The organism is Nocardioides sp. CER19, assembly GCF_029846275.1.
GTDB lineage: Bacteria > Actinomycetota > Actinomycetes > Propionibacteriales > Nocardioidaceae > Nocardioides.
In genome coordinates this window covers 134,830-160,026 of record NZ_JARVWS010000004.1, presented here as the reverse complement: position 1 = coordinate 160,026, position 25,197 = coordinate 134,830, and the positions used below count along the sequence as shown (strand labels likewise).

Here is a 25,197-nt window from a genome sequence, read left to right as displayed (position 1 = left end):
TGGCGGCTAGGGGAGCAACAGCCCGACCGCGACGTCGACGGAGCGCTCCACCTCGGCTGCCGATGTCCGTCCTGTCACCCAGCTCACGAGGGCGGCCAGCCAGACGTCGGCGATGATCCGGATGATCGCCGCCTCCTCGTCGGTGGCCTCGTCGTGCTCCGGATCGCCGGCGATGGCGCGGGAGATCATGGTCGTGAGCCGCATGCCGACCGAGTGGATCTCGTCAGACACCGTGGCGTCGGCGAACATGAACGCCCGCACCAGCGCCTCGGTGAGCTGGGGCTGCTTCTGCAAGCCTCGGGTCATCCTGCTCAGCATGAACATCACCCGCTCGTGCGGGGTGTCGCCCGGGGTGGCCCGCGTCGCGGTGCGGGCCTCGGTCGTCTCGAGCTCGCGGTAGAGCGCCGCGACGAGCAGGTGGATCTTCGAGGGGAAGTAGCGGTAGAGCGTGCCGAGCGCGACGTCGGCCCGCTCGGCCACCTCACGCATCTGGACCGCGTCGAAGCCGCCCTCCGAGGCGAGCCCGATCGTCGCGTCCAGCATCCGCGTGCGGCGCTCCCGCTGGGCGGGTGAACCGCTGCTGCGCTCCTGCTTGCTCGTCGCTGACCCGATCGCCACGTGTCCTCCGCCCGCCGTCGCCGTCACCCGTGCCCGGCCGGGTGCGAGACACATGCTACACGTTCTTAGAACACGTTCTAGTCACGCCGAGCTGAGTGCGAAGTCGACGGCGGCCTCGGCATGCAGGGCCGTGGACGCGAAGACCGGGACGGGCGAGTCGTCCTGCGCGATGAGCAGCTCGATCTCCGTGCAGCCGAGGATGACGCCTTCCGCTCCGGCGTGCGCGAGGCGATCGATGATCCGGCGGTACGCCGCCCGCGCGGCGTCGTCGACGACACCGACGACCAGCTCGTCGTAGATCACGTCGTTGACGACCGTGCGCTCGTCGGCGTCCGGCACCATCGTGTCGACGCCGTACGCCGCCATCCTGTCGCGGTAGAACGACTCCTCCATCGTGAAGCGGGTCCCGAGGAGCGCCACGCGTCGCAGTCCCGCCTCCTTGACCGCCGCGGCGGTGACGTCGACGAGGTGGATCAGTGGTACGTCGACGGCGTTCTCGATCGTCGGCGCGACCTTGTGCATGGTGTTCGTGCACAGCACGACGCACTCGGCCCCGGCGGCCACCAGGCCGCGTGCCTCGTCGGCCAGGAGCTCGCCCGCCTGGGTCCACTCACCGGAGACCTGGAGTCGCTCGATCTCGGCGAAGTCGACGGAACCCATCACGCACACCGCCGAGTGCAGACCGCCGAGGCGGTCACGAACGCCCTCGTTGACGAGCCGGTAGTAGAGCGCGGAGCTCTCCCAGCTCATCCCGCCGAGAAGTCCGATCTTCCTCACTGGTCGCACACTAGCGGCGCGACCGATCCGCGCGTGCCCTCGGTCCGTGCCCCGCGCAGCAGGCCGGGCCAGAAGTCGGCGAGCGCGTGCGGGTCACGGGCATCGAAGGTGAGCGCCACGAGGTCGGAGGCGACTTCGCGATGCTCGCATAAGCGCCGGGGAGGAGTCAGCCGGTGTCTCGAAGGTCGGTGGAGTGGGGCGAGATTCTCGGAACTGGTTTCGCCACCGCGGTCGTGCTCGCGGATGTGGTCGAGGTCGAGGTCGTCGGCGGGTCGGTGGCAGTGGGCGAAGACGCAGGTGGGGTTGAGGGCGATGACCTGTTCGCGCAGCCGCGGCGGCGGTGTCCGTGCCGACGTCGGTGGGCGGGTGGGACGCTGGATGCGTGGACGACCCGTCACCCGACCCGCACGGAGAGCAGCCCGGCCCGCTGCCGGGGGCGGCCGTCGGCGTCGCTGGTGGCCTGCTGGTCTCCGCCGTCTGGGCGTACGGCGCCTGGGACGTCGCCCTGGCGCTCACCGCCGTGTTCGCGGGCCTGACGATCGCGGTGACGCTCGCTGCGCCCGGCTGGCGGCAGTTCGGCCTCGCGATGCTGGTCGCCGCGGTCGCCGTCGGCGGCCTGCTCGTCCTGGTGGTCGTGTGAGGGGGTCGTCGCGCTGGCTTCCGCTGTGTCGGCTCAGGCGTCGCGATCGAGGAGCGGGCCACGGCGATGGCTCGATCCCAGCGCGGTGTACGTCCGGTCCCGCTGCCGCTTCCGCACGACGAACGTCGCCACGCTGATCGCGGCGACGACCAGGGCGAACACCAGCCCGGCCAAGGCGAGGGTCGCGATCGTCGCCACGGTGCCGGCTCCGGCGATCCCGACCAGCGCGAGGATCGGGGGAGCGCAGCAGACGGCGCAGGCAGCGGCACCGCCGCCGATGAGGTAGCGCTTGCTGCCGCTCGTCGAGTCGCTCATCGGGGGCTGGTCCTCTCGGGAGTCGTGACGTCGGCCAGGTCGACGAACGGGATGGGGCAGCAGTCGCTGCTCGCGCACTGGTGCAGGTCGTCGCAGCCGGCTGCGATGGCCGCCCGGAGGTTGGTCCTGATCAGGATGAGGTCCTCGATGCGCGCCTCGACCTCGACGAGCTTCTCGGCCGCTCGCGCCTGCAGGCTCGAGTCGCGGCCGCGGCGACGGCCGACCTCGATGAGATCGGCGACCTCGTCCAGGGTGAACCCCAGCCGCTGGGCGGCCTTGATGACGCGCAGGGTCACGACCGCCTGCTCGTCGTACATCCGGTGACCGCCGGGGCTGCGGTCCGGGGCGGCCAGGAGCCCACGGCGCTCGTAGTAGCGCAGGGTCTCCCGGTTCACCCCTGCCGCATCGGCCACCTGGCTCGCACGCAGGCTCATGCCGACCCCTCCTTCGCCCGGGTCGCCAGAGCGTCGAGGATGTCGCGTCGCTCCCGCGGCGCCGAGATCGACATCGTGAAGTCGTCGTCGGTTCCCTCCACTGCGAACGTGAAGAACGAGCAACAGGCCGTCTCCCGCTCGGCGAGGTCCCGTGCCGACTCGAGCAGCCCCTCGGCCCCAGTCAGGTGGATCTGCACCTCGAGGTCACGGCGGACCACGCTGCGCGCGGACGACGCGAACAGCGCGTCGAACTCCGCCAGCCGCAAGGGGCGTTCCGCGGTCGGCAGGGTGCACGCCTCGGTCGTCATCACGTCTTCCACGCGATGACGGTAAACCCGGACCTGAGTACCGGATGCAAGACGCGATCTCGATGTCGTCCACATGGCAGCATCGGGCCCATGGAGACCCCGGCGGCTGTCCAGCGGATGATCGAGGCGACGAACGCGGGTGATCATGCTGCCTTCGTCGCAGCCTTCACCGAGGACGCCTACCTCGAGGACTGGGGTCGGAAGTTCCACGGCCGCGACGGGGTGGCGTCGTGGGACCACACGGACAACATCGGCAAGAACACCCGGTTCGCGGCGCTCCGCACGCGTCAGGACGGCGAGGGGTACGTCGTCACGCTCGATGTGCGCGGTGACGGGTTCAACGGCACGAGTGACATCGCGTTCGAGGTCCAGGGCGACCAGATCCGCTCGATGGTGATCAAGCCTGACTGACGCCGTGCACGAGCGGTCCGCTCGCCCCCGCGAACGTCGACATCTACCGGCGCACCAGCGACGACCGACTGGTCCTGACTCGCATCGAAGAAGTCGACTGATCGCAGGCGGCCACGCCCAGGATCTGGCGCGGGCCAGGCGGACTCCTAGGTCAGCTCGTGGCCGCCCAGCCGGTGGACGATGTCGAAGGCCAGGCTCTCCCAGTGCATGCCGCCCCACGACTCGCGTGTCGCATCCTCGGGAACTGGGGGTACCCGGGCAGCGAGTACGAACCCTGCCGCACGCCAGTCCTTTCCCCGCGGCATCGGCGTGAGGAGGCGGTCGATGAGCGGCCGGGGCGCTCTGGGCATGTCGTAACGGGCCAGATCGACGTCATCCTGGACGCGTACGGCAAGCCGGCGAATGGCCTCGCCGTCGGGTGGCTCGGTGCCCTCCCAGTCCAGCCACCCCACGACCGGGACGGTCCCGGTCCGATCGCGGTCGACACGCAACACGCGAAAGAGTGCGGTCTCCGCTCCGACGGTGAAGGAGAGGACATCGCCGGGCTCCAGGTCGGTGACATGCTGCCGCGGTCTGCGGACCCGCTTCGGCGCTGGCTGTGGACCAGTGAGCCGCGCCCGCAGCTCGGCCAGGACCGCTTGGCGACGGGCGACCGTTCGAGCAGGTGCCGGGCTCTGCCCGGGCTGATCCACGTGCCCTCGCCTTCGAGCCACGACCGCAGCGCCTCACCGGAGTCGATCAACTGCATCGCGCGCCTTCTGACGTCGTCGTCGAGACGTCCGAGCTCCTGTTGGGATGCCGCGAGCGCGATCCAGAGGTTGGGGTCGTCGATCCCGGCGGACGTCGCGAACCCTGCGATCACATGCCGGGTGGCCTCACCGTCGGGGACCTTGTTCTCGAGCAGGGCGCGGTACTCGTCGCGTACGTCGGCCGCCTCGTCGTTGGAGAAGGCCCCTGGCCCCCACGAGCTCATGCAGGTCATTCTGCCCAAGGCGACGACGCGGAACGGTTGATTCGGCTCGATGCACGAGCCCGCCCACTCGGTGCGCGAACGACTGGCGGAAGTGACCGAGGACGTGACCGTCGTGGCGGCGTTGGCACGGGACCCGCATCCGACGGTTCGCGGATCGATCGCGTCGAACCCGACGCTGAGCGATGCCGATGTCGAGCTGCTTGCTCAGGATCCGAGCGGCCAGGTCCGCGCGGCGGCAGCAGCCTCCCCAAGGGTGATCAGCCGACGCTGTTCGACGTCTGAGAGCGGGCCACCCAGGCTGGATCCAGCGCCGGGCACTCCTCAACCCCACGGACGGCGCCAGCCACATCAGGAACGACACGGTGCCAGCGAACAGCCCACGGCCGATGTCCTCCGGCAGCGAGACACCGTTGACCAAGTACGCCGTGTCGGGATCGTGCGCCGCCGTGATCCCGAGGTTGAACCACACCACGGTCCAGAAGACGACCGTGAGCACCCAGAGAACGCCGGGGACGATGACCTGCTCCCAGGCGGTGTTCGGCGTCCGCATCGCGCTCGAGGCCGTCCAGAGGCCACCCAGAACCAGGTAAGCCGTTCCGATGAGGAAGAAGACCACGTCCTCCATCCCGTCGCCGCCCCCGGGCGGCGAGATCACCAGGAGCCACGCCAAACCGACGCCGATGAAAGCGACTGACGTGGGCCGGTCGAACCGACTCCGTGCGGCTAGCGGCCGCTCGGCAAGACCAGACACAGTCCGAGACTGGATCCTCGGCAGGTCAACACAGCTCGGAGGGACGGTCCCGAACGGGGTGGCCGTCGACGAATGGCCCGGAGTCCGACGTCCACGCGCGGGTCGCGGGGAGGAGCAGCAGGACGAAGACGGTGGAGGCTGCGGCCGCCACGCCCAGTGGCAGCAGGTAGTAGCCGGAGACGACGCCGAGCCCGGCCGTGATCGGGCAGAGCGCGAGCAGCGTCCACCAGGCCCAGCGGCGACGCCTCAGTAGCCCCAGGGATGCGACGACGGCGATCGTGCACAAGGCGAGCAGTGTTCCGACGATGCTGAAGAACCAGGGCACGACGGAGTCTGCCTCGTCGAAGTCGTCGAGGAGGGCGCGGCCCACGACGACGAACCCGACCGCGATGAACAGCAGGGCCATCCCGGTGACAGCTGCCGCAGCGATCGTCACGGCCGCGGCAACAGAGACCGTGCCCGGTGTCGCTGAGCTCGCGGGTCGCGGCGACGCAGAGGGCACGGGACCGGTCACGGGCTGATTGTGGCCGATGGCACCCGGAATGTCAGACCGTCGGCGACACTCCCCGGGATGGCCGTGAGGCTGCTGGTCGGTGCTGCCGGTGCGGCGCGCATGCTGGCCTCGGGAGGGCAGATCCGATCGCGCCGCGTCAGGACTCCCTAGCGGCCGCCGCGGCGTTCGCGGCCTCGATCTCGGGCACGTGTGCCTCGGCCCAGCGGCGCACCGCACGGAGCGGCTCCAGGAGCGAGCGGCCCAGCTCTGTGAGCTCGTACTCGACGCGCGGCGGGTTCTCCTCGTGGTCGGTGCGGAGGACGAGGCCGTCGCGCTCGAGGGTTCGCAGCGTCTCGGTGAGGACCTTCGGGGTGATGCCCTGGATGTGGGTCTTGAGCTCGACGAAGCGCTTCGGGCCGTGCTCGAGCGCGTTCACGACGAACACCGTCCAGCGGGCGCCGATCCGGTGGAGCACGACGCGGGAGGGACAGGTGCGAGCCATCACGTTGTAGCCCATCGGGATCCTCCGGTTCCCTTGCAGTAACTCGGTATCAAAAGCATACCGTCGCTCGCATGACTGAACTACACGGACAGCGACTCCTGGTGATCGGCGGCGGTCGGGGCATCGGCGCGGCCATCGCGGAGCGGGCTCGGCACGAAGGCATGGACGTGGTGGTCGGCGCGCGTGAGCCGTCGACGATCGAGGGCGCCGTACGGATCGACCTCACGGACGAGGCGTCGATCGCAGCCGCCGCCGAGCAGCTCGGCGCGGTCGACCACGTCGTGACCCTCGGCTCGCTCCCTCACGATGTCCCGATCGCCGAGCTGGACCGCGACCGGATCGTCGCCGCGTTCGAGGCCAAGGTGATCGGACCCATGCTCGTCGCGAAGCACGTCGAGATCCGCCGCTCGATGACCCTGTTCGCCGGCGTCGTCGGCTGGCGACCCGGACCGGGGTCGACCGTCAAGGGCGTGACCAACGGCGCGGTCGACTTCGCCGCGCGCCACCTCGCCGCGAACCTCGCCCCGGTCCGGGTCAACGCGATCGCGCCGGGCGTCATCGACAGCGGCGCCTGGGACAGCAAGGGCGAGGCGAAGTCGGGCTTCCTCGCCGGGGCGGCCGGGCAGACCCTCGTCGGGCGGTACGGCGACCTGGACGACGTCGTCGAGGCAGCGATCTGGCTGATGCGCTCGGGGTTCGTCGACGGCCAGACGATCCACGTCGACGGCGGCCGACGCTGACCGGCGGATGGCGGAACGCTCAGGCCACCCCGTCGACGGACCCGCGCTCCCGCGCGCGCTGTCCCAGGTTGCGCCACCACGCCGGCGCGACGAGGAACGCCTCGGCGCGGAGCACGGCCACGGACACGCTGGGCAGGTCGCCCACGGCCCTGAAGCAGACGAACCGCGGCACCCACTCCGGCTGGAACTTGGCGTTGGCGCGGTAGAGCGACTCGATCTGCCAGAAGCGCGACGCCTGCACCAGGATCGCCCGCCACAGACGCAGGACGGGTCCGGCGCCGAGGCGCTCGCCACGCGCGAACACGTGGCGGAAGACGGCGAAGTTGAGCGAGACGCGAGCGACGCCCAGGGCAGGCGCCTGCGCCATCAGGTCGGCGACCATCAGCTCGATGATGCCGTTCTCGCTGGAGCGGTCGCGGCGCATGACGTCGAGCGAGAGGCCGTCGTCGCCCCACGGCACCAGCTGGAGGAGGCCGCGGAGCCGACCGGAGGCGTCGCGGCACAGCACCACCACGGCGTCCCCGTCCTCGGGGTCGGCCAGCCTGCCCAGGGCCATGGAGAACCCGCGCTCGACCTCGCCGTCGCGCCACGCCTCCGCGCTGGCCAGGAGCGCGCTGCGGGTGGCCTCGTCCAGGTCGCCGACGCGGTTGCAGGTGGTGCTCAGGCCGGCGCGCCGGCACCGGGTCACCGCCTGACGGACCACCCGCATGCGGCGGCCCTCCGTCGTGAAGTCGGCCGTCTGGAGGACGGCCTCGTCGCCGAGCTCCAAGGCGTCGAGGCCGGCGCGGTAGTACGCCTCCGCGCCCTGTTCGCTGGCGCCCAGCACGGCCGGACGCCATCCGTAGGAGTCCGCCTCCTGGAGCCAGGCCGCGATCGCACCGGGCCAGGCCTCCGGGTCGCCGAGCGGGTCGCCGGCCGCCAGTGAGACGCCCCCGACGATGCGATAGCTGACCGCCGCCTTGCGGCTCGGCGAGAAGATCACCGCCCGGTCCTCGCGCAGCGCGAACCACGAGAGCGAGTCGACGGCACCCCACCGGCCCAGCAGGCTGCGGACGCCTTCGCGTTCCGCGAGGTCGAGCCGGTGAGGGCCGGCCGCCGGCTGGAGCGCCACGACGACGAGCAGCAGCACCAGGGCCGCGCCCAGCACGGCGAGCCCCGCCGACGTACGCGCCGCCATGCCCGGCTCGACGAACGAGACCGGGCCCGGGACACCGACCAGTCCGAGGAAGGCCTCGGTGAGCTTGGCGTGCACCGTGGTGCTGGGGGCGAGCCCGTCGAGGTCGACGCTGATCCAGACGAACCCGAGGAAGGCTGCGAGGGGGATCCCGAGGACCACCACCGCGGCGATACGGCGTGGCGACCGCGGATCGGGGCGCGCGCGGAAGCGGTGCCGTGCCGACACCAGCAACGCGAAGACCGACGCCGTCAGCGTGGCCTCCTCGACGTCCAGGCCCTTGACCAGGTGCGCGATCGTCGCGAAGGCGGTCAGCACCGTGGCCAGCAGCCACGCGCGGTACTTCCCCCGCCGAAGGCCTGTCGCCAGGAGCATCAGCACCACGCCGGCGGCGAGCGTGCCGGTCGTGGCCGCCGCGGGGAACACCGGCGGGACGGTGCCGGTCACCAGCAGCACGCGGCTGTGGAAGGCGGGGGACGCGGCGCTGATGACCGCGACGACGCCGACGAGCCACACGAGCCGCGAGATGGTCTTCGGCGTGCCCAGGGCGGCGAGGGCCCGCGGGACCCGATGTCTGGCCCTCCGCCGCGTGGCCCGCGCGAGGCTGTTCTCGCGGTGACCCGCCTCCGGGGACAGGGCAGTCATCGGATCTCCGTTCCGCACTCGTGGTTGACGCGGCCACTATGCGTCGCGCCACATGACGGTTGGATGAAGCCGCCGCCGTACCGTAAGCCATGCCCGTCGGACTTGCGTGCGCGGTCGGTACGTCGCTGTGCTACGGGGTCGGCTCGGTCCTCCAGTCCGCCGCCGCGACCGGCGTGGAGCCGGCGATCCGGCTGGACCCGCGCCTGTTGGTCAGGCTCGCGGGGACCTGGCGCTACCCGGTGGGCCTTGCCCTCGACGCCGTCGGCTTCGTGCTGTCACTGGTGGCCCTCCGGACGCTGCCGCTGTATGTCGTCCAGTCGGTCACGGCGAGCTTCCTGGCCGTCACCGCCGTGGTGGCGTTCGCGACCGTCGGCCTCCGGATGCGGAGGCTCGAGGTGGCGGCACTGGTGGTCCTGGTGGCCGGGCTGGCACTCGTCGGGCTCTCGGCCGCTCCGCAGGCCGCACATCTCCTCGGCACGGGCGCGCAGTGGCTGGTCCTCGGCGCGGCGCTGGCGCTGGTCGTCGCCGCCGTCCCGCTGTCCCGGGTCGGCGGCCGTGAGGGTGCCTGGATGCTCGGCGCCGTCGGCGGGCTCGGGTTCGGCGTGGTCGCGGTGGCCGCGCGGATCCTGTCGGTGTCGGCGACCGACGGCGGTCTGGGCGCCCTCGTCCGCGCGGTCGTCGGAGCACCGGCGTTCTACGCACTGCTGGTGGCGACGCCGCTCGGCCTGACGGCGTACGCGACGGCGCTCCAGCGGGGAACGGTCGTCCAGGCGACGGCACCCCTGGTGGTCGGTGAGACCGTGCTGCCGGCCCTGGTCGGCTTGGTCGTCCTGGGCGACCACCCGAGGCCGGGATGGGGAGCGGTGGCCGCGTGGGGATTCGTCCTCGCCGTGGGCGCGTCCCTCGTGCTCGCCCGCTTCGGCGACGTGGAGGCGAGCACCTCAACGGATTGCTGAGCAACCGGTTCGCCGGTCATCAGCCTGCCCTCAGGCAGCGGCGCTTTCATGGGGGGAGCCAGGTCCGGCGCCAGGGGGACACGCATGTCACTCACCGGTTCGTTCTTCCTCGACGGGATCATCGTGCTCACCGTCGTGGCGTTCCTCGCCGTCATCGTGCTCTGGCCGAGACTGACACGACCGACTCCCTGGCACGTCGCCGGACGGGTCGGCGCCCTGGCGCTGGTCAACCTGCTCGTGCTGCTGACCGCGGCCACCCAGCTCAACGCCAGCTACCTGTTCTTCGCCGGCTGGGGCGACCTGCGCGGGGCCGTCACGGGCCACGTCGCCCAGACCTCACTGCACCGCGGTGGCGGCGAGCGGCGCGCGGCGAGCATCGCGGTCACGGGCGACGCTGCGTCGGTCGCGGCGCACCCGCCGCCCCTGACCCGGCCGGTGGGCTCCACCGGGCTGGTCAAGTACGTCGTCCACGGTGCGCTCAGCGGGCTGACGGGACACGTCCTCGTCCAGCTGCCCCCGGGCTACACGTCGGCCACCCGGGAGCACTACCCGGTGCTCGAGGCCTTCCACGGCTACCCGAGCGAGCCACTGAACTGGGTCAAGATCTTCCACATCGGCCAGATCGTCGACGGGGTGGTGCGCGCCCACGAGCTGCGCCCGCCGGTCGTCGTCATGCCGGACGTCGAGATCCCGCGCGGCGTCGACACCGAGGGCGTGAACGGGCCGGCCGGTGCACCCCAGGTCGAGACGTGGCTGACGCGCGACGTCCCGGACTGGGTGGGCCAGCACTTCCGCGTGGTCGCGAACCGGGCCGCCTGGGCCACGATCGGCTACTCCGCCGGCGGGTTCGACGCCGCCATGGCGACGATCCTGCACCCGGCGCAGTACGGCTCCGGGATCGTGCTGGGCGGCTACTTCAGACCCGACTTCGGGCCGTTCTACGAGCCGTTCGGCCCCACCAGCCGGCTGGGCAGGCGCTACGACCTGTCGCAGACGGTCGCCCGCCAGGCGCCTCCCGTGTCGCTGTGGGTGGAGACCTCCCACGCCGACCCGGTCAGCTACAACTCCAGCGCCCGGCTCCTGGGCGCCACGCGGAAGCCGACCGCCGTACGTGCCGTGGTCCTGCAGAACGCCGGACACCGCGACTCGGTGTGGATCGGGCTGATGCCGCAGGCGCTGCGATGGCTCGGCGAGAACGCCGCCGGCTTCCGTCCGTAGACGGCCCTCAGCTCGTGCGTGGCAGGCCGGCGTCGAGAAGCGTGCGCGCGATGAGAGCGTGCCCCGCCGCGTTCGGGTGGTCGCCGTCCGCGGCCATGAGCGCGGTGACGTTGCGTCCGGGCTGCTCGAAGATCGTGAAGAGATCGACGTAGCGTGCGCCCGCGGAGGCGGACACCGAGCTGATCACCGCGTTGGCCCGCCGCGTCAACGCCAGCGACGCCCGCAGGCCCGCGGTGCCGTAGGCGCGTCGGGCGACGTCGCCGTCCTCGAACACGTTCCAGTAGCCGGTGACGAGCATCGTCGTCGGCCGGCCCTGGCGCAGGCTGCGGATCGTCGCGAGCACCGCCGTCAGATGGGCACGCAGGGCGTCGAGCTCGTCGCTGACGCAGTCCCGGTCGCCGCCTCCGCACGTGCCGCTGACGACCTGGTCGTGGTGGTCGCCGAAGTCGTTGGCGCCGATGGTCAGGAGGACGACGTCGGACCGGCGTACGGCGCCCTGGACGTCGGGCGTGCGCAGCTGGGCGATCACGTCGGCTGTGTCCAGGCCGCCGACCGCGCGGTTGTCGACGGACACGGGCGCACCCGTCCGCTGGCTCAGCAGGGACCCGTAGGTCTGGGGGAACGGCTGGCAGTCGCACGCGTGGCCGGACGGCACCGAGTCGCCCAGCGCCAGGACCGCATGGCCCCTCGCAGCCGGCGGGACGGCGCCGCCGTGGTCGACCAGTGGCGGCGCGCCCAGCGTCAGCGTGAGGAGCGCTGCCAGCAGGAAGGAGAGGGCCAGTCGGCCGGCGGTGCGGGCGGGCACGCCTCTCGACGGTACCCGGCCGTCAGCGGCGGGCGTCAGCGGCGGGCGGTGACCTCGCCGCCCCGGGTCGCGCGCGAGCTCCGCACGCCGTAGCCGAAGTAGACGACGAACCCGATGACGAGCCAGATCAGGAAGCGCAGCCACGTCTCGATCGCGAGGTTCGCCATCAGGGCGACGCAGAGGACGGCCGAGACGATCGGGAGGACGGGGAAGAGAGGCGTGCGGAACGGCCGGTCGAGGTCGGCGCGGGTCCGCCGCAGGATCGGCACGGCGAGCGACACGACGGCGAACGCGAAGAGCGTGCCGATGCTCACCATCTCGGCGAGGTCGGCCAGCGGCACGAACGCCGCCAGCACGGCGATGATCGCCACCGTCACGCCGGTGATCACGCTCGGCGTCCCGAACCGCGGGTGCAGTCGCGACAGCTTCGGCGGCAACAGGCCGTCCCGCGCCATGGCGAACCCGATCCGGGACATCGTCACGATGTCGACCAGGATGACGGACGTCAGCCCGCACATCGCCGCCAGGCTGATGAGCGAGGCGCCCCAGCCCAGGCCGACGGACTTGAACGCCTCGGAGATCGGCGCACCCTCGTCGACGTCCCGGTAGTTGACCATGCCGGTGATCACCGCCGACACGCCGACATAGAGGACCGAGCAGACGGCGAGGGTGCCGAGCAGGCCGATGGGCAGGTCCCGCTGCGGCCGGCGAGTCTCCTCGCCGAGGTTCGCGACCGCCTCGAAGCCGGTGTAGGAGAAGAACACGATCGCCGCCGCGGAGAGCACCCCGGCCATGCCGAAGATCGACGGCTCGACACCCGCGACCGCCTGCCACAGCGGCTGGGTGAGGCCACCGGTGGTCTCCTCCGGCGCCTTGCTGTGCGGGATGAACGGATGCCAGTTCGCCGTCTTCACGTAGAAGGCGCCGACCACGATCACGAACACGCAGACCAGCACCTTGATGACGACGAGCAGGTTGGTCAGCCACTTCGACTCACGGATCCCCACCCAGGCGACGGCGCCGAGCACGAGCACGATGAGCACGGCCCCGACGTCGACCGGCGCGGACTCCCCGAACAGGCTGGTCGGGACGACGTGCGACAGGCTGGCGAGGTAGGCCGCCCAGCCCCGCGCGACGACGGCGGCACCGAGCGCGAACTCGAGCACCAGGTCCCACCCGATGATCCAGGCGAAGATCTCGCCGATCGTCGCGTACGCATAGGTGTACGCCGACCCGGCGGTCGGGACCGCCGACGCGAGCTCGGCGTAGCAGAGCGCCGCCAGCAGGCTGACGACGCCGGCCAGCACGAAGGACAGCATGACCGCGGGACCGGCGAAGTTCTTCGCGGCGACGCCCGTCAGCGTGAAGATCCCGGTGCCGATCACGATGCCGATGCCGAAGCTCATCAGGTCCATCGGGCCGAGCTGGCGGCGGAGCCGACCGCCCTCCTCATCGGGGAGGTCGGCGCCGGTGGCGAGGATCTCGTCGACGGACTTGGTGCGAGTCAGGTCCACACGACCGCCACTACCCATTGCGACAGCGCGTCACTCGCTGCCAGCCTGTGTCCATCGCGGCCCGCTGATCTCGTGGCAGCCAGCCGAGTCGGCCACAGAGAGGAGAACGCGATGAGCGAAGAGGGTGCGCAGGCCGGCGCCGGGCATGACGCTGATGACGCTCGCCTGGCGAGCCTGGGCTACCAACCGCAGCTGCGTCGAGTCCTCGGGCTCTTCGCCAACTTCTCGGTCGCGTTCACCTATCTCTCGCCGATGGTGGGCATCTACTCCCTGTTCGTGCTCGGCCTCGGCACCGGCGGGCCGGCGTACATCTGGCTGAACCTCATCCCGATCGCCGGGATGCTGCTGGTCGCGCTGGTCTTCGGTGAGCTCGCCAGCCACTACCCGGTCGCGGGTGCCCTCTACCAGTACTCCAAGTTCAGCGTCGGCCCCGGCTACGGCTGGTTCGTCGGCTGGTTCTACGGCCTCGCGCTGCTCATCACGGTCGCCGCCGTCGACACCGGCGTCGTGGGCTACTTCGCCGCGCTCACGCACAACTGGTTCGGCTGGAACCTCGATCCCGCCGACCACCTCACCATCCTGCTGATCACGGTCGGGCTGCTGCTGATCCAGACCGTCCTCAACATCACCGGCGCGCAGGTCATGGGCCGCGTCGCGCAGTTCGGCGTCTACGTCGAGATCGTCGGCACGTTCGGCATCGCGATCATCCTGGCCATCCACGGCTTCCACCACGGCCTCGGCTACCTGTTCTCGACCCAGGGGCAGACCCACGCGTCGACGAACGCGCTCGGCCTCGACTTCCACGGAAGCTGGCTGGCCGCCGGCCTGGTCGCCGTGCTGGCGCCGGTCTACATCTACTACGGCTTCGAATCGGCCGGCGACATCTCCGAGGAGACCAAGGACGCCGGGCGGCAGGTGCCGCGCGCCATGCGGCTGGCCGTGATCTGGGGAGGCATCGGCTCGATCGTCCTGACGGCCGCACTGCTGCTGGCGGTCCCGGGCGACGGCGCCAAGGGGGTCAGCGACGCGGTCGCGGGCGGCGTACCGTCCATCCTCGGACAGCTCCCGTCCTGGATCCAGGACTTCCTGCTGCTGATGATCATCTTCGCGTTCTTCTCCTGTGGCACCTCGATCCAGGGCGCCGGCAGTCGGCTGGCGTTCTCCTACTCGCGCGACGGCGCCCTCCCCGGCTCCGCCTGGATCAGGCGCGTGCACCCGCGGTTCCGTACGCCGGTCAACGCGCTGATCGCCGGAGCGGTCGTCACGACCCTGTTCGTGCTGCTGGTGTTCGCCTCGCCCGCCCAGGACAAGCACTTCGGGTTCATCACCTACCCCGGCGGGGTGAACGCGCTGGTGGCCCTGGTCTCCTTCGGGGTGAGCGGCATCTACCTGTCGTTCCTGCTGACGGTGATCGCCGCCGCCGTCGCCCGGTCCCGCGGCTGGGTGCCCGAGGGGCGGTTCACGCTCGGCCGCTGGGGCACGGTCGTGACCTGGCTGGCCCTGCTCTACCTCGGGCTGATGCTGGTCAACGTCGTGCTCCCGACCGGTCTGTCCTCGCCGAGGGCCTACTTCAACCTCGACTGGATCACGCTGCTGGTGATGTTCGTGATCGCCCTCGTGGGGACCGTCTACTTCGTCCTGGCCCGGCCCGACCGAGGCCTGCGCCACCACCTCCACGACGAGCTCGAGGCGAGTGCCGCCGAGCGGCAGACCTGACGAGCCGGTCGCGGTATGTCGACGCGCCTGCTGATCGTCTCCGACACCCACGTGCCCCAGCGCGCCAGAGACCTGCCGGCCGCGCTGTGGGCTGAGGTGGAGGCCGCCGACCTGGTCGTCCACGCGGGCGACTGGGTCGACGTGTCCCTCCTCGACGAGATGGAGCGGCGGGCCCGCCGACTCGTCGGCGTCCACGGCAACAACGACCACGGCGTCCTGCGGGAGCGGCTCCCCGAGGTCGCGCGCGTCGAGGTCGAAGGCCTGCGCGTCGGGGTGGTGCACGAGACCGGTCCGAGCCAGGGCCGGGAGCGGCGGTGCAGCGCGGAGTACCCCGAGATCGACGTCCTCGTCTTCGGGCACAGCCACATCCCGTGGGACACGACGACCCCCACGGGGCTGCGCCTGCTCAACCCGGGTTCGCCCACCGACCGGCGCCGCCAGCCGTTCTGCACCTACCTGACGGCGATCGCCGACGCGGGCCGTCTCGACGACGTCGTCCTCCACCGGCTCCCGCTGCTCACCCGGCGCCCAGGAGCACGACGACCCCGCCCTCGCCCTGACGGACCTCCGTGAGGACGAGGTCGGTCAGCTGCGCGGCCAGCGTGTCGGCCTGCTCCCTCGTGCCGAGCTGGAGGAGGACGGACGCGCCCGGGAGGAGCAGGGGAGCGGCGACCCGCAGGCAGGCTCGCGCGACGTCGAGCCCGTCGGGGCCGCCGTCGATCGCCTCGGGCGGATCCGCGGGGTGGCGGTCGGTGTCCGCCGTCGGGACCCAGGGAGGGTCGGCGAGCACGAGCGCGAACCGCTCGTCGGGCGCTGCGGCGTGGGCGAGGTCGCGCTCCCGCACCTCGACCAGGTCGCCCAGGCCCGCGGCCTCCGCGTTCCGGCGGGCGTAGGAGCACGCGACGGCCGAGTCGTCGACGCAGACGAGCCGCCGTGGCCGGCGGCTGATGGCGAGCAGCCCGATCTGGCCGGCGCCGGAGCACAGCTCGAGGACGGGCCCGTCGGGCGCCTCGTCGAGCACGTCGGCCGCCCACTCCGCCTGCAGCGCGGTCCACGTCCGAGGGGCGAGGACTCGCTCGTCGTACGCGATCCGGAGGCCGGCGAAGGTCATCGTCTCCGGCACGCGAGCTCAGCCGACCCCGTCGTCCGGCTGGGGCTCGGCGCCGGGGCCTGGCTCGTGCCCGGGCTCGATCGGGTTCGGCGGGTCCGGTGTCACGCGCGGGTCGTCAGGATCGGTCGGTGTGGTGGTCATGACGCGCGGTACCCAACCTGGGCACTTCTCGGCCGGTGGCGCCGGCGGTGACCGCCTGCTGAACACCTCTTGCCATTTTTACCGTCTCGGGTCATTCTCGTGGCGCGGCGTCGAAGAGCAGGCGCTCGTGTAGCGGGCCTGAGGGAGCGTCTGCCATGACGACCAGCTACTACGCCGCCGAGGCCGGCGACCAGTCCATCGTCGAGCAGTTCACCCGACTCTTCGGGCACCGGCCCACGCCGCACGAGCTCGAGCAGTACCGTCGCGCTCGCGCAGGCCTGGCGGCCGCCCTACCGGCGCGGATCCGCCGCCGCGCGGCGCGGATGGTCACGCGCCTCTGAAGCCTCATGGGGGGAGGGGGTCAGCTTCGGGCGGCGTGCCGTCCAGCGCGTCGCCCGAAGTACGACCCATCGCCCAGCTGGAGGCCCGACGCACGGCCGGGCGTCACGCCTTCGTCACCACGCAGTCGGAGAGGACGGGGGACCCGTCGCGCTCGCCGCCGGCGATGCTCGCCCGCACGAGGATGGACGCGCCCTCGTCCCAGGCCTCGACCCGGATCGACTCGCCGGGGAACACGATGCCCGCGAACCGGGCGGTGAAGCCGCCGACCCGGGAGGCATCCCGGTCGAGGAGCAGCTCGGTGACCTCGCGCAGCACGATCCCGTAGGAGCACAGCCCGTGCAGGATCGGCCGCGGGAAGCCGGCCCGGGCCGCGAAGGCGGGGTCGGCGTGCAGCGGGTTGCGGTCACCGCACAGGCGGTAGAGGAGGGCCTGCTGGGGCGCGACCGCGTACGTCGTCTCCGCGTCCGCCGCACGCTCGGGCAGCGCGACCGCGGTGGACGGTCCGCGGTCGCCGCCCCAGCCGCCCTCGCCACGCACGAAGATCGCCGACGAGACGGTCCAGAGCGGGTCGCCGTCGTCGGACACGGCCGTGCCCGACTGCACGATGACGGCCGCCTTGCCCTTGTCCCAGATGTCGCTGACCCGGGTCTGCAGTGTCGCCGCTCCCGAGCGGGGGATCGGCCCGTGCACGGTCACCGACTGCGAGCCGTGCAGGACCTGGGCCAGGTCGATGTCGACGCCCGGGATGTCGAGCGCGGGCGGGTCGGTCCGGTGGAAGTTGGGGGCGACGATCCCGAACGACGGCAGCACCTGCAGGCGCTCGTCGTCGAAGGTGTAGCGCAACGCGGCCGCGTCGACGGGGTCTTCCGGCCGCTGCCCGGCGCCGATCGCCAGGTGGTAGAGCAGCACGTCGGACGTCGTCCACGAGAAGGGCTGGTCGGGCAGCGCGGCACCGATGGCCTTGTCGGGATCGATGGGCATTCAGTTCACCTCCGGGGTGTCGGCGAGGGACTCGGCGGCCAGGTGGCCGAGGACCATGGCGGTCCGATGGTGGCACCCGGGGCGGCGTACGTCCTCCCCGCGACGGCGGTCAAGCGAACGTCACCATCATCGAGAGGCTGTGAGGACCTTCGACGCGGTGACCGTGCCGTGGTTGGTCTCGATGGCGCTCGCCAAGGTGTAGACGTCCTCGGCGTCGAGCTCGACGCCGGCTTCCTGCAGCGCGTGCCCCAGCTCCTCGTCGACCTTGTCAGTGGTCGCGGCGTCCCAGTTCGCGGCGACGCGCTCCACGACGTGCTGGACTGCCTCGAGCTGCTCGTCGGTGTAGGTCATGGGGGTCGGTACCCGGGTGGCGGAGACCAAACGCGATGACCGTCGTATGTCGAGAAGTGCCGGACGGCTTCGTCCTAGGGTCGACAGCGGCGAGAAGCGCCGCACCAGCGCGAGGAGAGACGATGACGAAGTACCTGCTGCTCAAGCACTACCGCGGCGACCACGAGATCGCCCCTGGCGGCCTGGTGCCGATGGACCAGTGGACCCCGGCCGAGGTCGAGGCGCACATGGCCTTCATGCTCCGGGCGACCGACGACTTCAAGGAGCGCGGCGAGTTCGTCGACGCGCAGGGGCTCTCGCCCGAGGGCACGTTCGTCAGGTATGACGGGGAGGGCAAGCCACCGGTCACCGACGGCCCGTTCGCCGAGACCAAGGACCTGATCGCGGGCTGGTGGATCATCGACGTCGACTCCCAGGAGCGGGCCTACGAGGCGGCGGCGTACGCGTCCTCGGCGCCCGGCCCCGGCGGGGAGCCGATCAGGGAGTGGATCGAGGTCCGCCCGTTCCTGAGCGCTCCGCCCACGATCACCGAATGACCGAGCCGCTGCGGGACCTGTCGCCGCAGGTCCTCGGCGTCCTCGTCCGCCGCGGAGCCGACTTCGGGGCTGCCGAGGACGCCGTGCAGGAGGCGCTCCTGGAGGCCGTACGCCGCTGGCCCGACGGCGTGCCCGACGATCCGAAGGCCTGGCTGGTCCGGGTGGCGGGCCGCAAGCTGGTCGACGCGCAGCGCTCGGAGAGCGCGCGACGCCAGCGCGAGCTCCGGGTCTTCCGCGAGCCCGAGCCGGGTCCGGCCGAGCAGGCCGACGACACCCTGCTCCTGCTGAGCCGCTGCTGCCATCCCGCCCTCACACCGGCCTCCGCGATCGCGCTCACCCTTCGGGCGGTGGGTGGCCTGTCCACCGCCCAGATCGCGCAGGCGTTCATGGTCCCCGAGGCGACGATGGCCCAGCGGATCTCCCGGGCGAAGCGCATCGTCTCGGGCGAGCGGTTCACGCGCCCCGGTGACATCCGGACGGTGCTGCGGGTCCTCTACCTCGTCTTCAACGAGGGCTTCACCGGCGAGGTCGACCTCGCCGGTGAGGCGATCCGCCTGACGCGGCAGCTGGCGTCGACGTGCGACGACCCCGAGGTCGCCGGCCTGCTGGCGCTGATGCTGCTCCACCACGCTCGCCGGGACGCGCGACGTACCGCCACGGGCGAGATCGTCCCTCTCGCCGAGCAGGACCGCGCCCGGTGGGACGCCGCGATGATCACGGAGGGCGTCGCCATCCTGCAGGCGGCGCTCGCGCGCGACCGGCTCGGCGAGTACCAGACGCAGGCCGCCATCGCGGCGCTGCACGACGACGCCCCGACCACCGCGGAGACCGACTGGCCCCAGATCCTCGAGTGGTACGACGAGCTGGCACGACTCTCGGACAACCCGGTCGTCGCGCTCAACCGTGCGGTGGCGCTGGCTGAGGTCGAGGGCCCGCAGGCGGCCCTGGCCGTCGTGGAGTCGCTCGACCCCGACCTGCCCCGCCGGGACGCCGTGGCGGCGTACCTCCAGGAGCGAGCCGGGAACCTCGCCGAGGCCGCCCGGCTCTACGTCGTCGCCGCGGACCGGGCGCCCAACAGCGCCGAGCGCGACCACCTGACCCGACAGGCGGCCCGGCTCCACGCAGGCAGCTGAAAAGCAGGTCCCGTCACGGCACGGGCGGTGGCAGTGTGCCTCTTTGGGAAACCCCGTCGTCCACGTGGAGCTGATCGGTCCGGACCCGGCCGCGCTGCGCGACTTCTACTCCCGGTTGTTCGGCTGGGACGCCCCTCCCGGCTCGCCGGTCGCCGAGGCCGTCTCGCTGCCGACCGAGTACTCGTTCATCGCGCCCGCCCCGGGTGCCGGCCCCGCCGCCGGCGGCATCGGGGGCGGGCCGGGGTTCGAGAGCCATGCCATCTTCTACGTCGGGGTCTCGGACGTGGCCGAGGTCCTCGCCCAGGCGCAGTCCCTCGGAGCGACGGTCGCGCTGGAGCCGCAGCGGAACGAGGGCGGCGGGGTCACGGTCGCCCACTTCCGTGATCCCGCCGGGAACCTCGTCGGCATCGCCGGGTCGGAGTAGGAGGCGGAGGCATGTGCCGGCAGGACTAGAGCCACCGCATGGATCGGCCGTGCCCGTGCGTGTGGGCGACGGCCAGCCCGTCGACGCCGAGCACGAACGTCTGCTTCTCCTCGGGGATCGCGGGACCGGTCGCGGTGATGCTGGGCAGCACCCGCTTGCCCTCGTTGCTCACCCAGTGGCACCTGCCCGCGGCGACGAGCTCGCGCATCATCGTGTCGAAGGCGAGCCGGTCGGTCGGCTCGAGGTAGGCGATGACCGCTGAGTGGAAGACGACGACGGTCCCGTGGGCGGAAGCCTCGTCGACCAGCGCGGACAGGTCGGTCAGCAGGTCGCCGCGCCGCAGACGCGGCGGGTCGGCCGCCGCCACGTCGATCGCGTGCGCGAGGCGCTCCCGGCGGTCGTCGTGCTCGGGCCAGACCAGGGTGGTCAGCCACGCCATGTCGTCGGTGCTCGTGACGTCGAGCGGGTTGAGGTCGAGGCCGCCGCGCCAGACGATGGGCGGGACGGTTCGGGGGAGCGGGGCGTCGCCCTTGGCGCGGCAGGTGAGGACGGACGCGGGTCCGGCGGTCGGCTCGCCCAGCCGTACGACGCCCGCGTCGGTCACCCACTCGTAGGCCCAGCGGTCGGGGTAGAGGCACAGCCCGGCGGACGCGCCGACCTCGAGAAGCGCCAGCGGCTCGGCGCCGAGGGACGCGAACGCCGGCAGCAGGGTGGCGAGCCGCCCGACCTCGTTGGTCTGGGTCGCCCGGGACAGGATCGTCGCGCGGATCGGACCCTCGTCGCCGAGCAGGGCATCGCGCAGGACGCCGTAGCGTGCCGGAGCCGGGACGCCGTGGAAGCGAGCGGCCGCGAAGACGAGGTTCGGCTGGTGCTTGACCGGGGGCAGCTCGGCGAGCCACGCCAGCACCTCGTCGTCGGCGGCGATCCGCGACGACCAGTCGCGGAACGTCTCGGAGTCCCCGGTCGCGTAGGCGGCGAAGTCGAGGTACTCGGCCGCGATGTCGTCATAGAGGAGCACGTCGCGATTGTGGCGACGACCCGGCGGACGACGTACGCCACCCCCCTGCCGGGCTCTCGACGGCTCAGTGTCGGAGCGCCACGGCCACGCGGCCGTTCTGCAGCGAGATGCGGGCCGTCGAGTCGAGGCCGAGACGTCGGGAGACGGCCAGCAGGTCCTCGTCCGCGTGGATGCCGAACCCCGCGTCGACGAGCAGGCTCGCCATCTGCGCGGGCGTCAGCAGGGTGCGCCACGGCTCGTTCGCGGTGGCCGTCTCCTGGAGGCCGAGCACTGCGGCGATCTCGGTGAGCCGGCGGCCGAAGCGCGCGCGGAGGGAAGGGGTCTGGTAGTTGACGATCAGCGAGCTTCCCCGCGCCGATCGGCGGCCGACCGCCCGCAGCGTCCTGACGACCTCCTCGCGCGTCAGGTAGGGCACGACCCCCTCCCACAGCCACGTGGTCGACACCTCGGCGTCGTGACCGCTGGCGTCCAGCGCCTCGTCGAGCTCGTCGACGGCGAGATCGACAGCGGCGAAGCGGAGCGTCCGCGCGATCGGTGGCCGATCGCCGAGCCGGACGCGCTTGTCGCCCTGGGAGGCGGGGTGGTCGACCTCCGTCACGTCGACGTCGGCGAGCTGGGGGAGCCGCCAGGCGCGGGTGTCGAGCCCCGCGCCGAGGATCACGAGCTGGGGATGCGGGCGGTCATGCAGGGCGTCGTCGATGGCGACGGTGCGCGCGGCGACGACGTCGGCGCAGGCCCGAACCGCCTCGTACGCCGCCCGCTCCGACCACCCGGCCGGCGGAGTCGCGGCTCGCACCTGCTCGACGACCGTGCGCTCGTCGGCCCGGAGCAGGTCGACGGCGATCGGATCGGAGAAACGGCCCGGAGCCAGGCGTCGGTCGGCCGCTGCCCGGCCCTGGCAGACGAGGACCGCGGTCCGGCTCGCGGCGCGTTCGCTGGGGCGCACGGCGCAAGCATGGTGTCTCGGAGGCCTCGGGTCCAGGTGCCGTCCCTGCGCGCGGACGTAAGTGACCGACGGCGCCTTCGCCGCGATCCGGATGAACCCTCACCGGGGTGCAGATCGTGCTTCACCCATGAACGCACGAACACTCCGAACTCTGAAGCCCGCGACGGCTCTCGGCGCCATCGCACTCGCTGTCGCCGCCTGCGGTTCCAGCAACGCCTCGACCTCGGGCGGCTCGACCGGCGCCTCCTCCGCAGGCCGCGCGATCGTCGCGATGGCCTCCGTCGACGGCACGAGCACGCTGGCGACCTCCGACGGCCACACGCTCTACGACGCGAGCGGAGAGACGCCCGACCACATCCTCTGCGTCGGCGCCTGCACCCACTTCTGGAAGCCGCTGATGGCGTCCGGGCAGCAGGCCGAGCAGGCGAGCTCGACGCTGGCGGAGACCTTCTCCGCTGTCAGCCGTCCCGATGGGGGCACCCAGCTGGCGTTGGCGGGGCATCCGCTCTACACCTTCACCCAGGAGGGCGCCCACCAGCTGCGGGGGAACGGGTTCAAGGACGAGTTCCAGGGCACGAGCTTCCAGTGGTCCGCGGCCACGACCGGGGGAAAGGTCAGCATGCCGCCCAGCACAGGCTCGACGGGAACCGGCTCGGGCGGCTACGGGTACTGACTGATCACGGCTCCGGAGGGCACGCGAGAGCGACGACCTGGTCCAGCGCGGCGCGCAGGTCGGATTCCCGGACGGCCGACGCGCCCTCGTGGGCAGCCCTGTCGTAGGAGCACGTCACCAGCGTGCGGTCGCCCGTGAGCGCCTCGACCCGCCAGCGCCACGCCCGGTCGAGCCGCCGCCAGGCGGGTTCGGCGAGGAGCGCGGTGATCGCCTCGGCGGGAGCCGTGACGAGCCGCGACGCCGTGACGACCCGGGTGGCGTCGAGGCCGCTCAGGAGCAGGCGGTCGAACGCGAGCTCCGCCGCTTCACCCGGCGTACGTCCCCCGTGGTCGGCGGCGAGGAAGTGCCGCCCGATCGCCAGCACGAAGGACGCGGTGCTGCGCGCCTCGATCTCGTCCGGGTCGGTGACGAAGCTGCCGTAGAGCGCCCGCAGATAGCCCATCCGCGCGTTGTCGACGCGCCGTAGCCGCTCTGCCACGGCATCGTCCTGACGTGCCCATGAGCGGACGGCCAGGTCGACCGGGAGCATCCTGCTCGAGAAGGTGCGCAGGCCTGCCCGCTCGAGCCGCTGCCGTACGTCGGCGCCGGACGACTCGACCTCGTCGATGACCGCGTCGGTGCTTCGCCGCTCCCACTCGTCGAGCATCGCGGTGAGCAGCGCGTCGCGGTTCGCGAAGAACCCGTAGAAGCCACCCTTCGTGACCCCGAGGATCGAGGCGATCGCCTCGACCCGCACGGCTTCCGGGCCGCCCGCGGCGAGCAGCTCGAGTCCGGTCTCGACCCAACGGAGGCGCGGGACGCGCGGCTGGTAGGGCATCTGGATCTTCCTCGGTTGACAGGCCAGCGGACGGGAGTACGGTGCTGAGGTATACGGCACCGTATATCTCAGGAGCTCCCGATGACCACCACCGCCCCCGCCGTCACCCGGATCGAGCCCGACCCCGCGCTCCTCGACGAGCTCGACGAGCTCGACGCGTTCGACGCCGACTACGCCGACGCGTTCCGGCTCCAGGCTCGTCCGCGGGAGGACGCCAGGACCTGGGCAGCGGCCGCCCTCCGGGGCGCCGAGGCCCGCGGCGGGCTGTTCGCGACCCTGGTCTGGCGCGGCGTCCTCGGCCTGAGGGTCGCCCGGGTCGGGACGGCGTGCACCGTCGCCGGGTGGCGCGTGGCCTTCGAGACGCCGGAGCGCGTGGTCCTGGCAGCCGGAGGTGGGCGGATGTCGGGCCGCATGGTGTTCGACATCGACGACGTCGGCCTGACGTGGACGACGATGCTCGTGTTCCACCGGCCGCCCGCACGGCTGACCTGGCAGGTGGCCGGCGGCGCCCACCGGGCGCTCGTGCCACGATGCCTGCTGGCCGCCGAGCGCGCGCTCGGCGCATGATGTGCCCATGTGGATCGTCGGCGTCCTCGGCTCGTTGAGCCCGAGCGACCAGGGCTAGCGCGATGCTGCGGCCGACACCGGGGGGCACGGCGTACGTGCTCACCGTCGTGGTCCTCGCGACGCTGGGTTTCACGACGGGCTCGACGCCCCTGATCGTCGCGGCGGTGGTCGCGACCCTCCCGCTGAGCGTGCTCGCAGTTCCTCTCTTCTACGCGGTCTACGGTCTGCTGTCCCTGATCCCCGGTGCCGACCCGTCGAGCAGCAGCGGCACGGCCTCGTGTACGCCGGCGGGCGACTGCCATTCCTGGGCGACCGGCGACCCGGCCGGGTGGTTCACCGTGACCGCCGTGGTCGTCGGGATCCTCGTGCTGACGGCCGCCGCGCTGGCGAACGCCATCCTCGCGGGTCTCGTCCTGGCCGCGCGCCGGCGCCACGCCCCCGGCGGGGTCGTCGGCTGATGCGGGTGGCGGTCGTCGGCGGCAACGGCAAGACCGGCCGCGCGGTGCGGGGCGCCCTGGCCGGCCGCGGGGTGACGTCGGTGAGCATCGGCAGGGCCGAGTGGCCGCACCTCGTCGACGCGCTGGCCGGCTGCGCGGCGGCGTATCTCATCGCGCCCAACATGCACCCCGACGAGCCGAGCTACGTCTCCGAGGCGCTCGAGGCGATGCGGAGGGCGGGTGTGCCTCGGGTCGTCTACCACTCGGTCGCGGCGCCGTACGTCCCCTCGATGCCGCACCACCTGGGCAAGGCGCGGTCCGAGGACCTGGTCCGGCGGTCGGGTCTGACCTGGACGATCCTGCAGCCCGGCGCCTACCTGCAGAACCTCGACCTCAGCGCCGATCTCGCGGTTCCCTACGACGTCGACGCGGTCTTCGGGTTCGCGGACCTGGCCGACGTCGGCGAGGCGGCGGCGGTCGTCCTGACCCACGAGGGCCACCTCGGGGCGACGTACGAGCTGGCCTCGCGCGTGGCGACGCCCGCGGAGCTCGCCGCGGAGGCCGGACGGCGGGCGACGAGGGTCGACGCGTCGGTCGAGCACCCGTGGCTCGAGGCGATGTTCGACTACTACGACCGCCACGGTCTCCCGGTGGGGACCCGGACGCTCGACATGCTGCTCGGGCGATCGTGAGGGACCTGGGAATCGGGCGCGCGGCCGGGGCTACGTCG

At 72.1% G+C, this 25,197-nt stretch carries 34 protein-coding genes and 1 pseudogene; 15 read left to right on the top strand and 20 right to left on the bottom strand.

From position 1 onward, the window contains the following. Positions 1–6: 6 nt before the first annotated feature. From QDS12_RS20220 to QDS12_RS20205, 4 genes and pseudogenes are all read right to left on the bottom strand, one after another. Positions 7–672, bottom strand: coding sequence for a TetR family transcriptional regulator (locus tag QDS12_RS20220; RefSeq protein WP_279882532.1), 666 nt, complete (start codon positions 670–672; stop codon positions 7–9). A gap of 27 nt (positions 673–699) precedes the next feature. Beyond that, positions 700–1,395: an aspartate/glutamate racemase family protein gene (locus tag QDS12_RS20215; protein WP_279882530.1), complete on the bottom strand. Its 696-nt coding sequence runs from the start codon at positions 1,393–1,395 to the stop codon at positions 700–702. After that, on the bottom strand, positions 1,392–1,514 hold the full coding sequence (locus QDS12_RS20210; RefSeq protein ID WP_279883529.1) for a hypothetical protein: 123 nt from the start codon (positions 1,512–1,514) through the stop codon (positions 1,392–1,394). Before QDS12_RS20210 ends, QDS12_RS20215 begins: the two co-directional genes overlap by 4 nt. Before the next feature lie 78 nt (positions 1,515–1,592). Next, positions 1,593–1,793: pseudogene (locus QDS12_RS20205) on the bottom strand (HNH endonuclease signature motif containing protein); the annotation flags it as partial. Between QDS12_RS20205 and QDS12_RS20200 the strand changes: the two are divergent. Then, the gene (locus tag QDS12_RS20200) at positions 1,778–2,035 is read left to right on the top strand and encodes a hypothetical protein (protein ID WP_279882528.1); all 258 of its coding nucleotides are present in this window, start codon (positions 1,778–1,780) and stop codon (positions 2,033–2,035) included. The pseudogene QDS12_RS20205 and the gene QDS12_RS20200 sit on opposite strands and share 16 nt — an antisense overlap. Positions 2,036–2,068: 33 nt before the next feature. Here the strand turns inward: QDS12_RS20200 and QDS12_RS20195 are convergent, their stop codons facing one another. Genes QDS12_RS20195 through QDS12_RS20185 form a run of 3 tightly spaced genes read right to left on the bottom strand, consistent with a single transcriptional unit; the run spans position 2,069 to position 3,104 of the window. Continuing rightward, positions 2,069–2,350: a hypothetical protein gene (locus tag QDS12_RS20195; RefSeq protein ID WP_279882526.1), complete on the bottom strand. Its 282-nt coding sequence runs from the start codon at positions 2,348–2,350 to the stop codon at positions 2,069–2,071. Next, on the bottom strand, positions 2,347–2,784 hold the full coding sequence (locus QDS12_RS20190; protein ID WP_279882524.1) for a MerR family transcriptional regulator: 438 nt from the start codon (positions 2,782–2,784) through the stop codon (positions 2,347–2,349). The genes QDS12_RS20195 and QDS12_RS20190 overlap by 4 nt, the downstream gene beginning before the upstream one ends. Then, complete coding sequence (locus QDS12_RS20185) at positions 2,781–3,104, bottom strand: hypothetical protein (RefSeq protein WP_279882522.1); 324 nt, start codon at positions 3,102–3,104, stop codon at positions 2,781–2,783. The genes QDS12_RS20190 and QDS12_RS20185 overlap by 4 nt, the downstream gene beginning before the upstream one ends. Before the next feature lie 78 nt (positions 3,105–3,182). Here QDS12_RS20185 and QDS12_RS20180 point away from each other — a divergent pair, with 78 nt between their 5' ends. Further along, positions 3,183–3,503: a nuclear transport factor 2 family protein gene (locus QDS12_RS20180; RefSeq protein ID WP_279882520.1), complete on the top strand. Its 321-nt coding sequence runs from the start codon at positions 3,183–3,185 to the stop codon at positions 3,501–3,503. Positions 3,504–3,649: 146 nt separating this feature from the next. On the opposite strand, the gene QDS12_RS20175 is transcribed toward QDS12_RS20180, so the two are convergent. The 3 genes from QDS12_RS20175 to QDS12_RS20165 form a co-directional block, all read right to left on the bottom strand. Further along, on the bottom strand, positions 3,650–4,195 hold the full coding sequence (locus QDS12_RS20175) for a hypothetical protein (RefSeq protein ID WP_279882518.1): 546 nt from the start codon (positions 4,193–4,195) through the stop codon (positions 3,650–3,652). 1,057 nt (positions 4,196–5,252) lie between these two features. Next, the gene (locus tag QDS12_RS20170; RefSeq protein WP_279882516.1) at positions 5,253–5,663 is read right to left on the bottom strand and encodes a hypothetical protein; all 411 of its coding nucleotides are present in this window, start codon (positions 5,661–5,663) and stop codon (positions 5,253–5,255) included. A 214-nt stretch (positions 5,664–5,877) separates the two neighbouring features. Further along, positions 5,878–6,237 (bottom strand): helix-turn-helix domain-containing protein, encoded by a 360-nt coding sequence (locus tag QDS12_RS20165; RefSeq protein WP_279882514.1) that lies wholly within the window; start codon positions 6,235–6,237, stop codon positions 5,878–5,880. 56 nt (positions 6,238–6,293) lie between these two features. On the opposite strand from QDS12_RS20165, the gene QDS12_RS20160 reads away from it, so the two are divergent. Next, positions 6,294–6,962: an SDR family oxidoreductase gene (locus tag QDS12_RS20160; RefSeq protein WP_279882512.1), complete on the top strand. Its 669-nt coding sequence runs from the start codon at positions 6,294–6,296 to the stop codon at positions 6,960–6,962. Positions 6,963–6,981: 19 nt separating this feature from the next. Here the strand turns inward: QDS12_RS20160 and QDS12_RS20155 are convergent, their stop codons facing one another. Then, on the bottom strand, positions 6,982–8,781 hold the full coding sequence (locus QDS12_RS20155) for a phosphatidylglycerol lysyltransferase domain-containing protein (protein ID WP_279882510.1): 1,800 nt from the start codon (positions 8,779–8,781) through the stop codon (positions 6,982–6,984). A gap of 89 nt (positions 8,782–8,870) precedes the next feature. On the opposite strand from QDS12_RS20155, the gene QDS12_RS20150 reads away from it, so the two are divergent. Continuing rightward, entirely contained in the window at positions 8,871–9,737 is an 867-nt protein-coding gene (locus QDS12_RS20150; protein ID WP_279882508.1) for a hypothetical protein, read from the top strand. An 84-nt stretch (positions 9,738–9,821) separates the two neighbouring features. Next, positions 9,822–10,955, top strand: coding sequence for an alpha/beta hydrolase-fold protein (locus tag QDS12_RS20145; RefSeq protein WP_279882506.1), 1,134 nt, complete (start codon positions 9,822–9,824; stop codon positions 10,953–10,955). A gap of 7 nt (positions 10,956–10,962) precedes the next feature. On the opposite strand, the gene QDS12_RS20140 is transcribed toward QDS12_RS20145, so the two are convergent. Both QDS12_RS20140 and QDS12_RS20135 read right to left on the bottom strand, forming a co-directional pair. Then, on the bottom strand, positions 10,963–11,760 hold the full coding sequence (locus QDS12_RS20140; protein WP_279882504.1) for an SGNH/GDSL hydrolase family protein: 798 nt from the start codon (positions 11,758–11,760) through the stop codon (positions 10,963–10,965). 35 nt (positions 11,761–11,795) lie between these two features. Further along, positions 11,796–13,274 carry an amino acid permease gene (locus QDS12_RS20135; RefSeq protein ID WP_279882503.1) on the bottom strand — a complete coding sequence of 493 codons (1,479 nt, stop codon included), beginning with the start codon at positions 13,272–13,274 and terminating at the stop codon, positions 11,796–11,798. Between the two features lie 111 nt (positions 13,275–13,385). On the opposite strand from QDS12_RS20135, the gene QDS12_RS20130 reads away from it, so the two are divergent. Further along, positions 13,386–14,990, top strand: coding sequence for an amino acid permease (locus QDS12_RS20130; RefSeq protein ID WP_279882501.1), 1,605 nt, complete (start codon positions 13,386–13,388; stop codon positions 14,988–14,990). A gap of 15 nt (positions 14,991–15,005) precedes the next feature. Further along, positions 15,006–15,563 carry a metallophosphoesterase gene (locus tag QDS12_RS20125; protein ID WP_279882499.1) on the top strand — a complete coding sequence of 186 codons (558 nt, stop codon included), beginning with the start codon at positions 15,006–15,008 and terminating at the stop codon, positions 15,561–15,563. Here the strand turns inward: QDS12_RS20125 and QDS12_RS20120 are convergent. Continuing rightward, the gene (locus QDS12_RS20120; protein ID WP_279882498.1) at positions 15,508–16,113 is read right to left on the bottom strand and encodes an RsmD family RNA methyltransferase; all 606 of its coding nucleotides are present in this window, start codon (positions 16,111–16,113) and stop codon (positions 15,508–15,510) included. The genes QDS12_RS20125 and QDS12_RS20120 overlap by 56 nt on opposite strands. A gap of 6 nt (positions 16,114–16,119) precedes the next feature. Beyond that, positions 16,120–16,242, bottom strand: coding sequence for a hypothetical protein (locus QDS12_RS20115; RefSeq protein ID WP_279882496.1), 123 nt, complete (start codon positions 16,240–16,242; stop codon positions 16,120–16,122). A 155-nt stretch (positions 16,243–16,397) separates the two neighbouring features. On the opposite strand from QDS12_RS20115, the gene QDS12_RS20110 reads away from it, so the two are divergent. Then, positions 16,398–16,583, top strand: a complete 186-nt coding sequence (locus QDS12_RS20110) for a hypothetical protein (RefSeq protein ID WP_279882494.1) — start codon at positions 16,398–16,400, stop codon at positions 16,581–16,583. Between the two features lie 103 nt (positions 16,584–16,686). On the opposite strand, the gene QDS12_RS20105 is transcribed toward QDS12_RS20110, so the two are convergent. Then, positions 16,687–17,565 (bottom strand): MaoC/PaaZ C-terminal domain-containing protein, encoded by an 879-nt coding sequence (locus QDS12_RS20105; protein ID WP_279882492.1) that lies wholly within the window; start codon positions 17,563–17,565, stop codon positions 16,687–16,689. A gap of 126 nt (positions 17,566–17,691) precedes the next feature. Further along, entirely contained in the window at positions 17,692–17,916 is a 225-nt protein-coding gene (locus QDS12_RS20100) for a hypothetical protein (RefSeq protein ID WP_279882490.1), read from the bottom strand. A 122-nt stretch (positions 17,917–18,038) separates the two neighbouring features. On the opposite strand from QDS12_RS20100, the gene QDS12_RS20095 reads away from it, so the two are divergent. From QDS12_RS20095 to QDS12_RS20085, 3 genes are read left to right on the top strand one after another with little or no spacing between them, the layout of a single operon-like run. Next, positions 18,039–18,452 carry a YciI family protein gene (locus QDS12_RS20095; RefSeq protein WP_279882488.1) on the top strand — a complete coding sequence of 138 codons (414 nt, stop codon included), beginning with the start codon at positions 18,039–18,041 and terminating at the stop codon, positions 18,450–18,452. Continuing rightward, positions 18,449–19,585 (top strand): DUF6596 domain-containing protein, encoded by a 1,137-nt coding sequence (locus tag QDS12_RS20090; protein WP_279882486.1) that lies wholly within the window; start codon positions 18,449–18,451, stop codon positions 19,583–19,585. The genes QDS12_RS20095 and QDS12_RS20090 overlap by 4 nt, the downstream gene beginning before the upstream one ends. 43 nt (positions 19,586–19,628) lie before the next feature. After that, positions 19,629–20,009, top strand: a complete 381-nt coding sequence (locus QDS12_RS20085) for a VOC family protein (protein ID WP_279882484.1) — start codon at positions 19,629–19,631, stop codon at positions 20,007–20,009. Between the two features lie 25 nt (positions 20,010–20,034). Here the strand turns inward: QDS12_RS20085 and QDS12_RS20080 are convergent, their stop codons facing one another. Both QDS12_RS20080 and QDS12_RS20075 read right to left on the bottom strand, forming a co-directional pair. Beyond that, positions 20,035–21,027, bottom strand: coding sequence for a DUF2332 domain-containing protein (locus QDS12_RS20080; protein WP_279882482.1), 993 nt, complete (start codon positions 21,025–21,027; stop codon positions 20,035–20,037). Positions 21,028–21,091: 64 nt separating this feature from the next. Beyond that, the gene (locus QDS12_RS20075; protein ID WP_279882480.1) at positions 21,092–21,973 is read right to left on the bottom strand and encodes a class I SAM-dependent methyltransferase; all 882 of its coding nucleotides are present in this window, start codon (positions 21,971–21,973) and stop codon (positions 21,092–21,094) included. A gap of 127 nt (positions 21,974–22,100) precedes the next feature. Between QDS12_RS20075 and QDS12_RS20070 the strand changes: the two genes are divergently transcribed. Next, positions 22,101–22,646: a hypothetical protein gene (locus QDS12_RS20070; RefSeq protein WP_279882478.1), complete on the top strand. Its 546-nt coding sequence runs from the start codon at positions 22,101–22,103 to the stop codon at positions 22,644–22,646. 4 nt (positions 22,647–22,650) lie between these two features. On the opposite strand, the gene QDS12_RS20065 is transcribed toward QDS12_RS20070, so the two are convergent. Further along, positions 22,651–23,463: a TetR family transcriptional regulator gene (locus QDS12_RS20065; protein WP_279882476.1), complete on the bottom strand. Its 813-nt coding sequence runs from the start codon at positions 23,461–23,463 to the stop codon at positions 22,651–22,653. A gap of 81 nt (positions 23,464–23,544) precedes the next feature. Here QDS12_RS20065 and QDS12_RS20060 point away from each other — a divergent pair, with 81 nt between their 5' ends. The 3 genes from QDS12_RS20060 to QDS12_RS20050 all read left to right on the top strand — a co-directional run bounded on the left by QDS12_RS20060 (position 23,545) and on the right by QDS12_RS20050 (position 25,159). Continuing rightward, positions 23,545–24,030 (top strand): hypothetical protein, encoded by a 486-nt coding sequence (locus QDS12_RS20060; RefSeq protein ID WP_279882474.1) that lies wholly within the window; start codon positions 23,545–23,547, stop codon positions 24,028–24,030. Between the two features lie 62 nt (positions 24,031–24,092). Continuing rightward, positions 24,093–24,488, top strand: coding sequence for a hypothetical protein (locus tag QDS12_RS20055; protein ID WP_279882472.1), 396 nt, complete (start codon positions 24,093–24,095; stop codon positions 24,486–24,488). Between the two features lie 5 nt (positions 24,489–24,493). Then, positions 24,494–25,159, top strand: a complete 666-nt coding sequence (locus QDS12_RS20050) for an NAD(P)H-binding protein (RefSeq protein WP_279882471.1) — start codon at positions 24,494–24,496, stop codon at positions 25,157–25,159. Positions 25,160–25,197 lie beyond the last annotated feature (38 nt).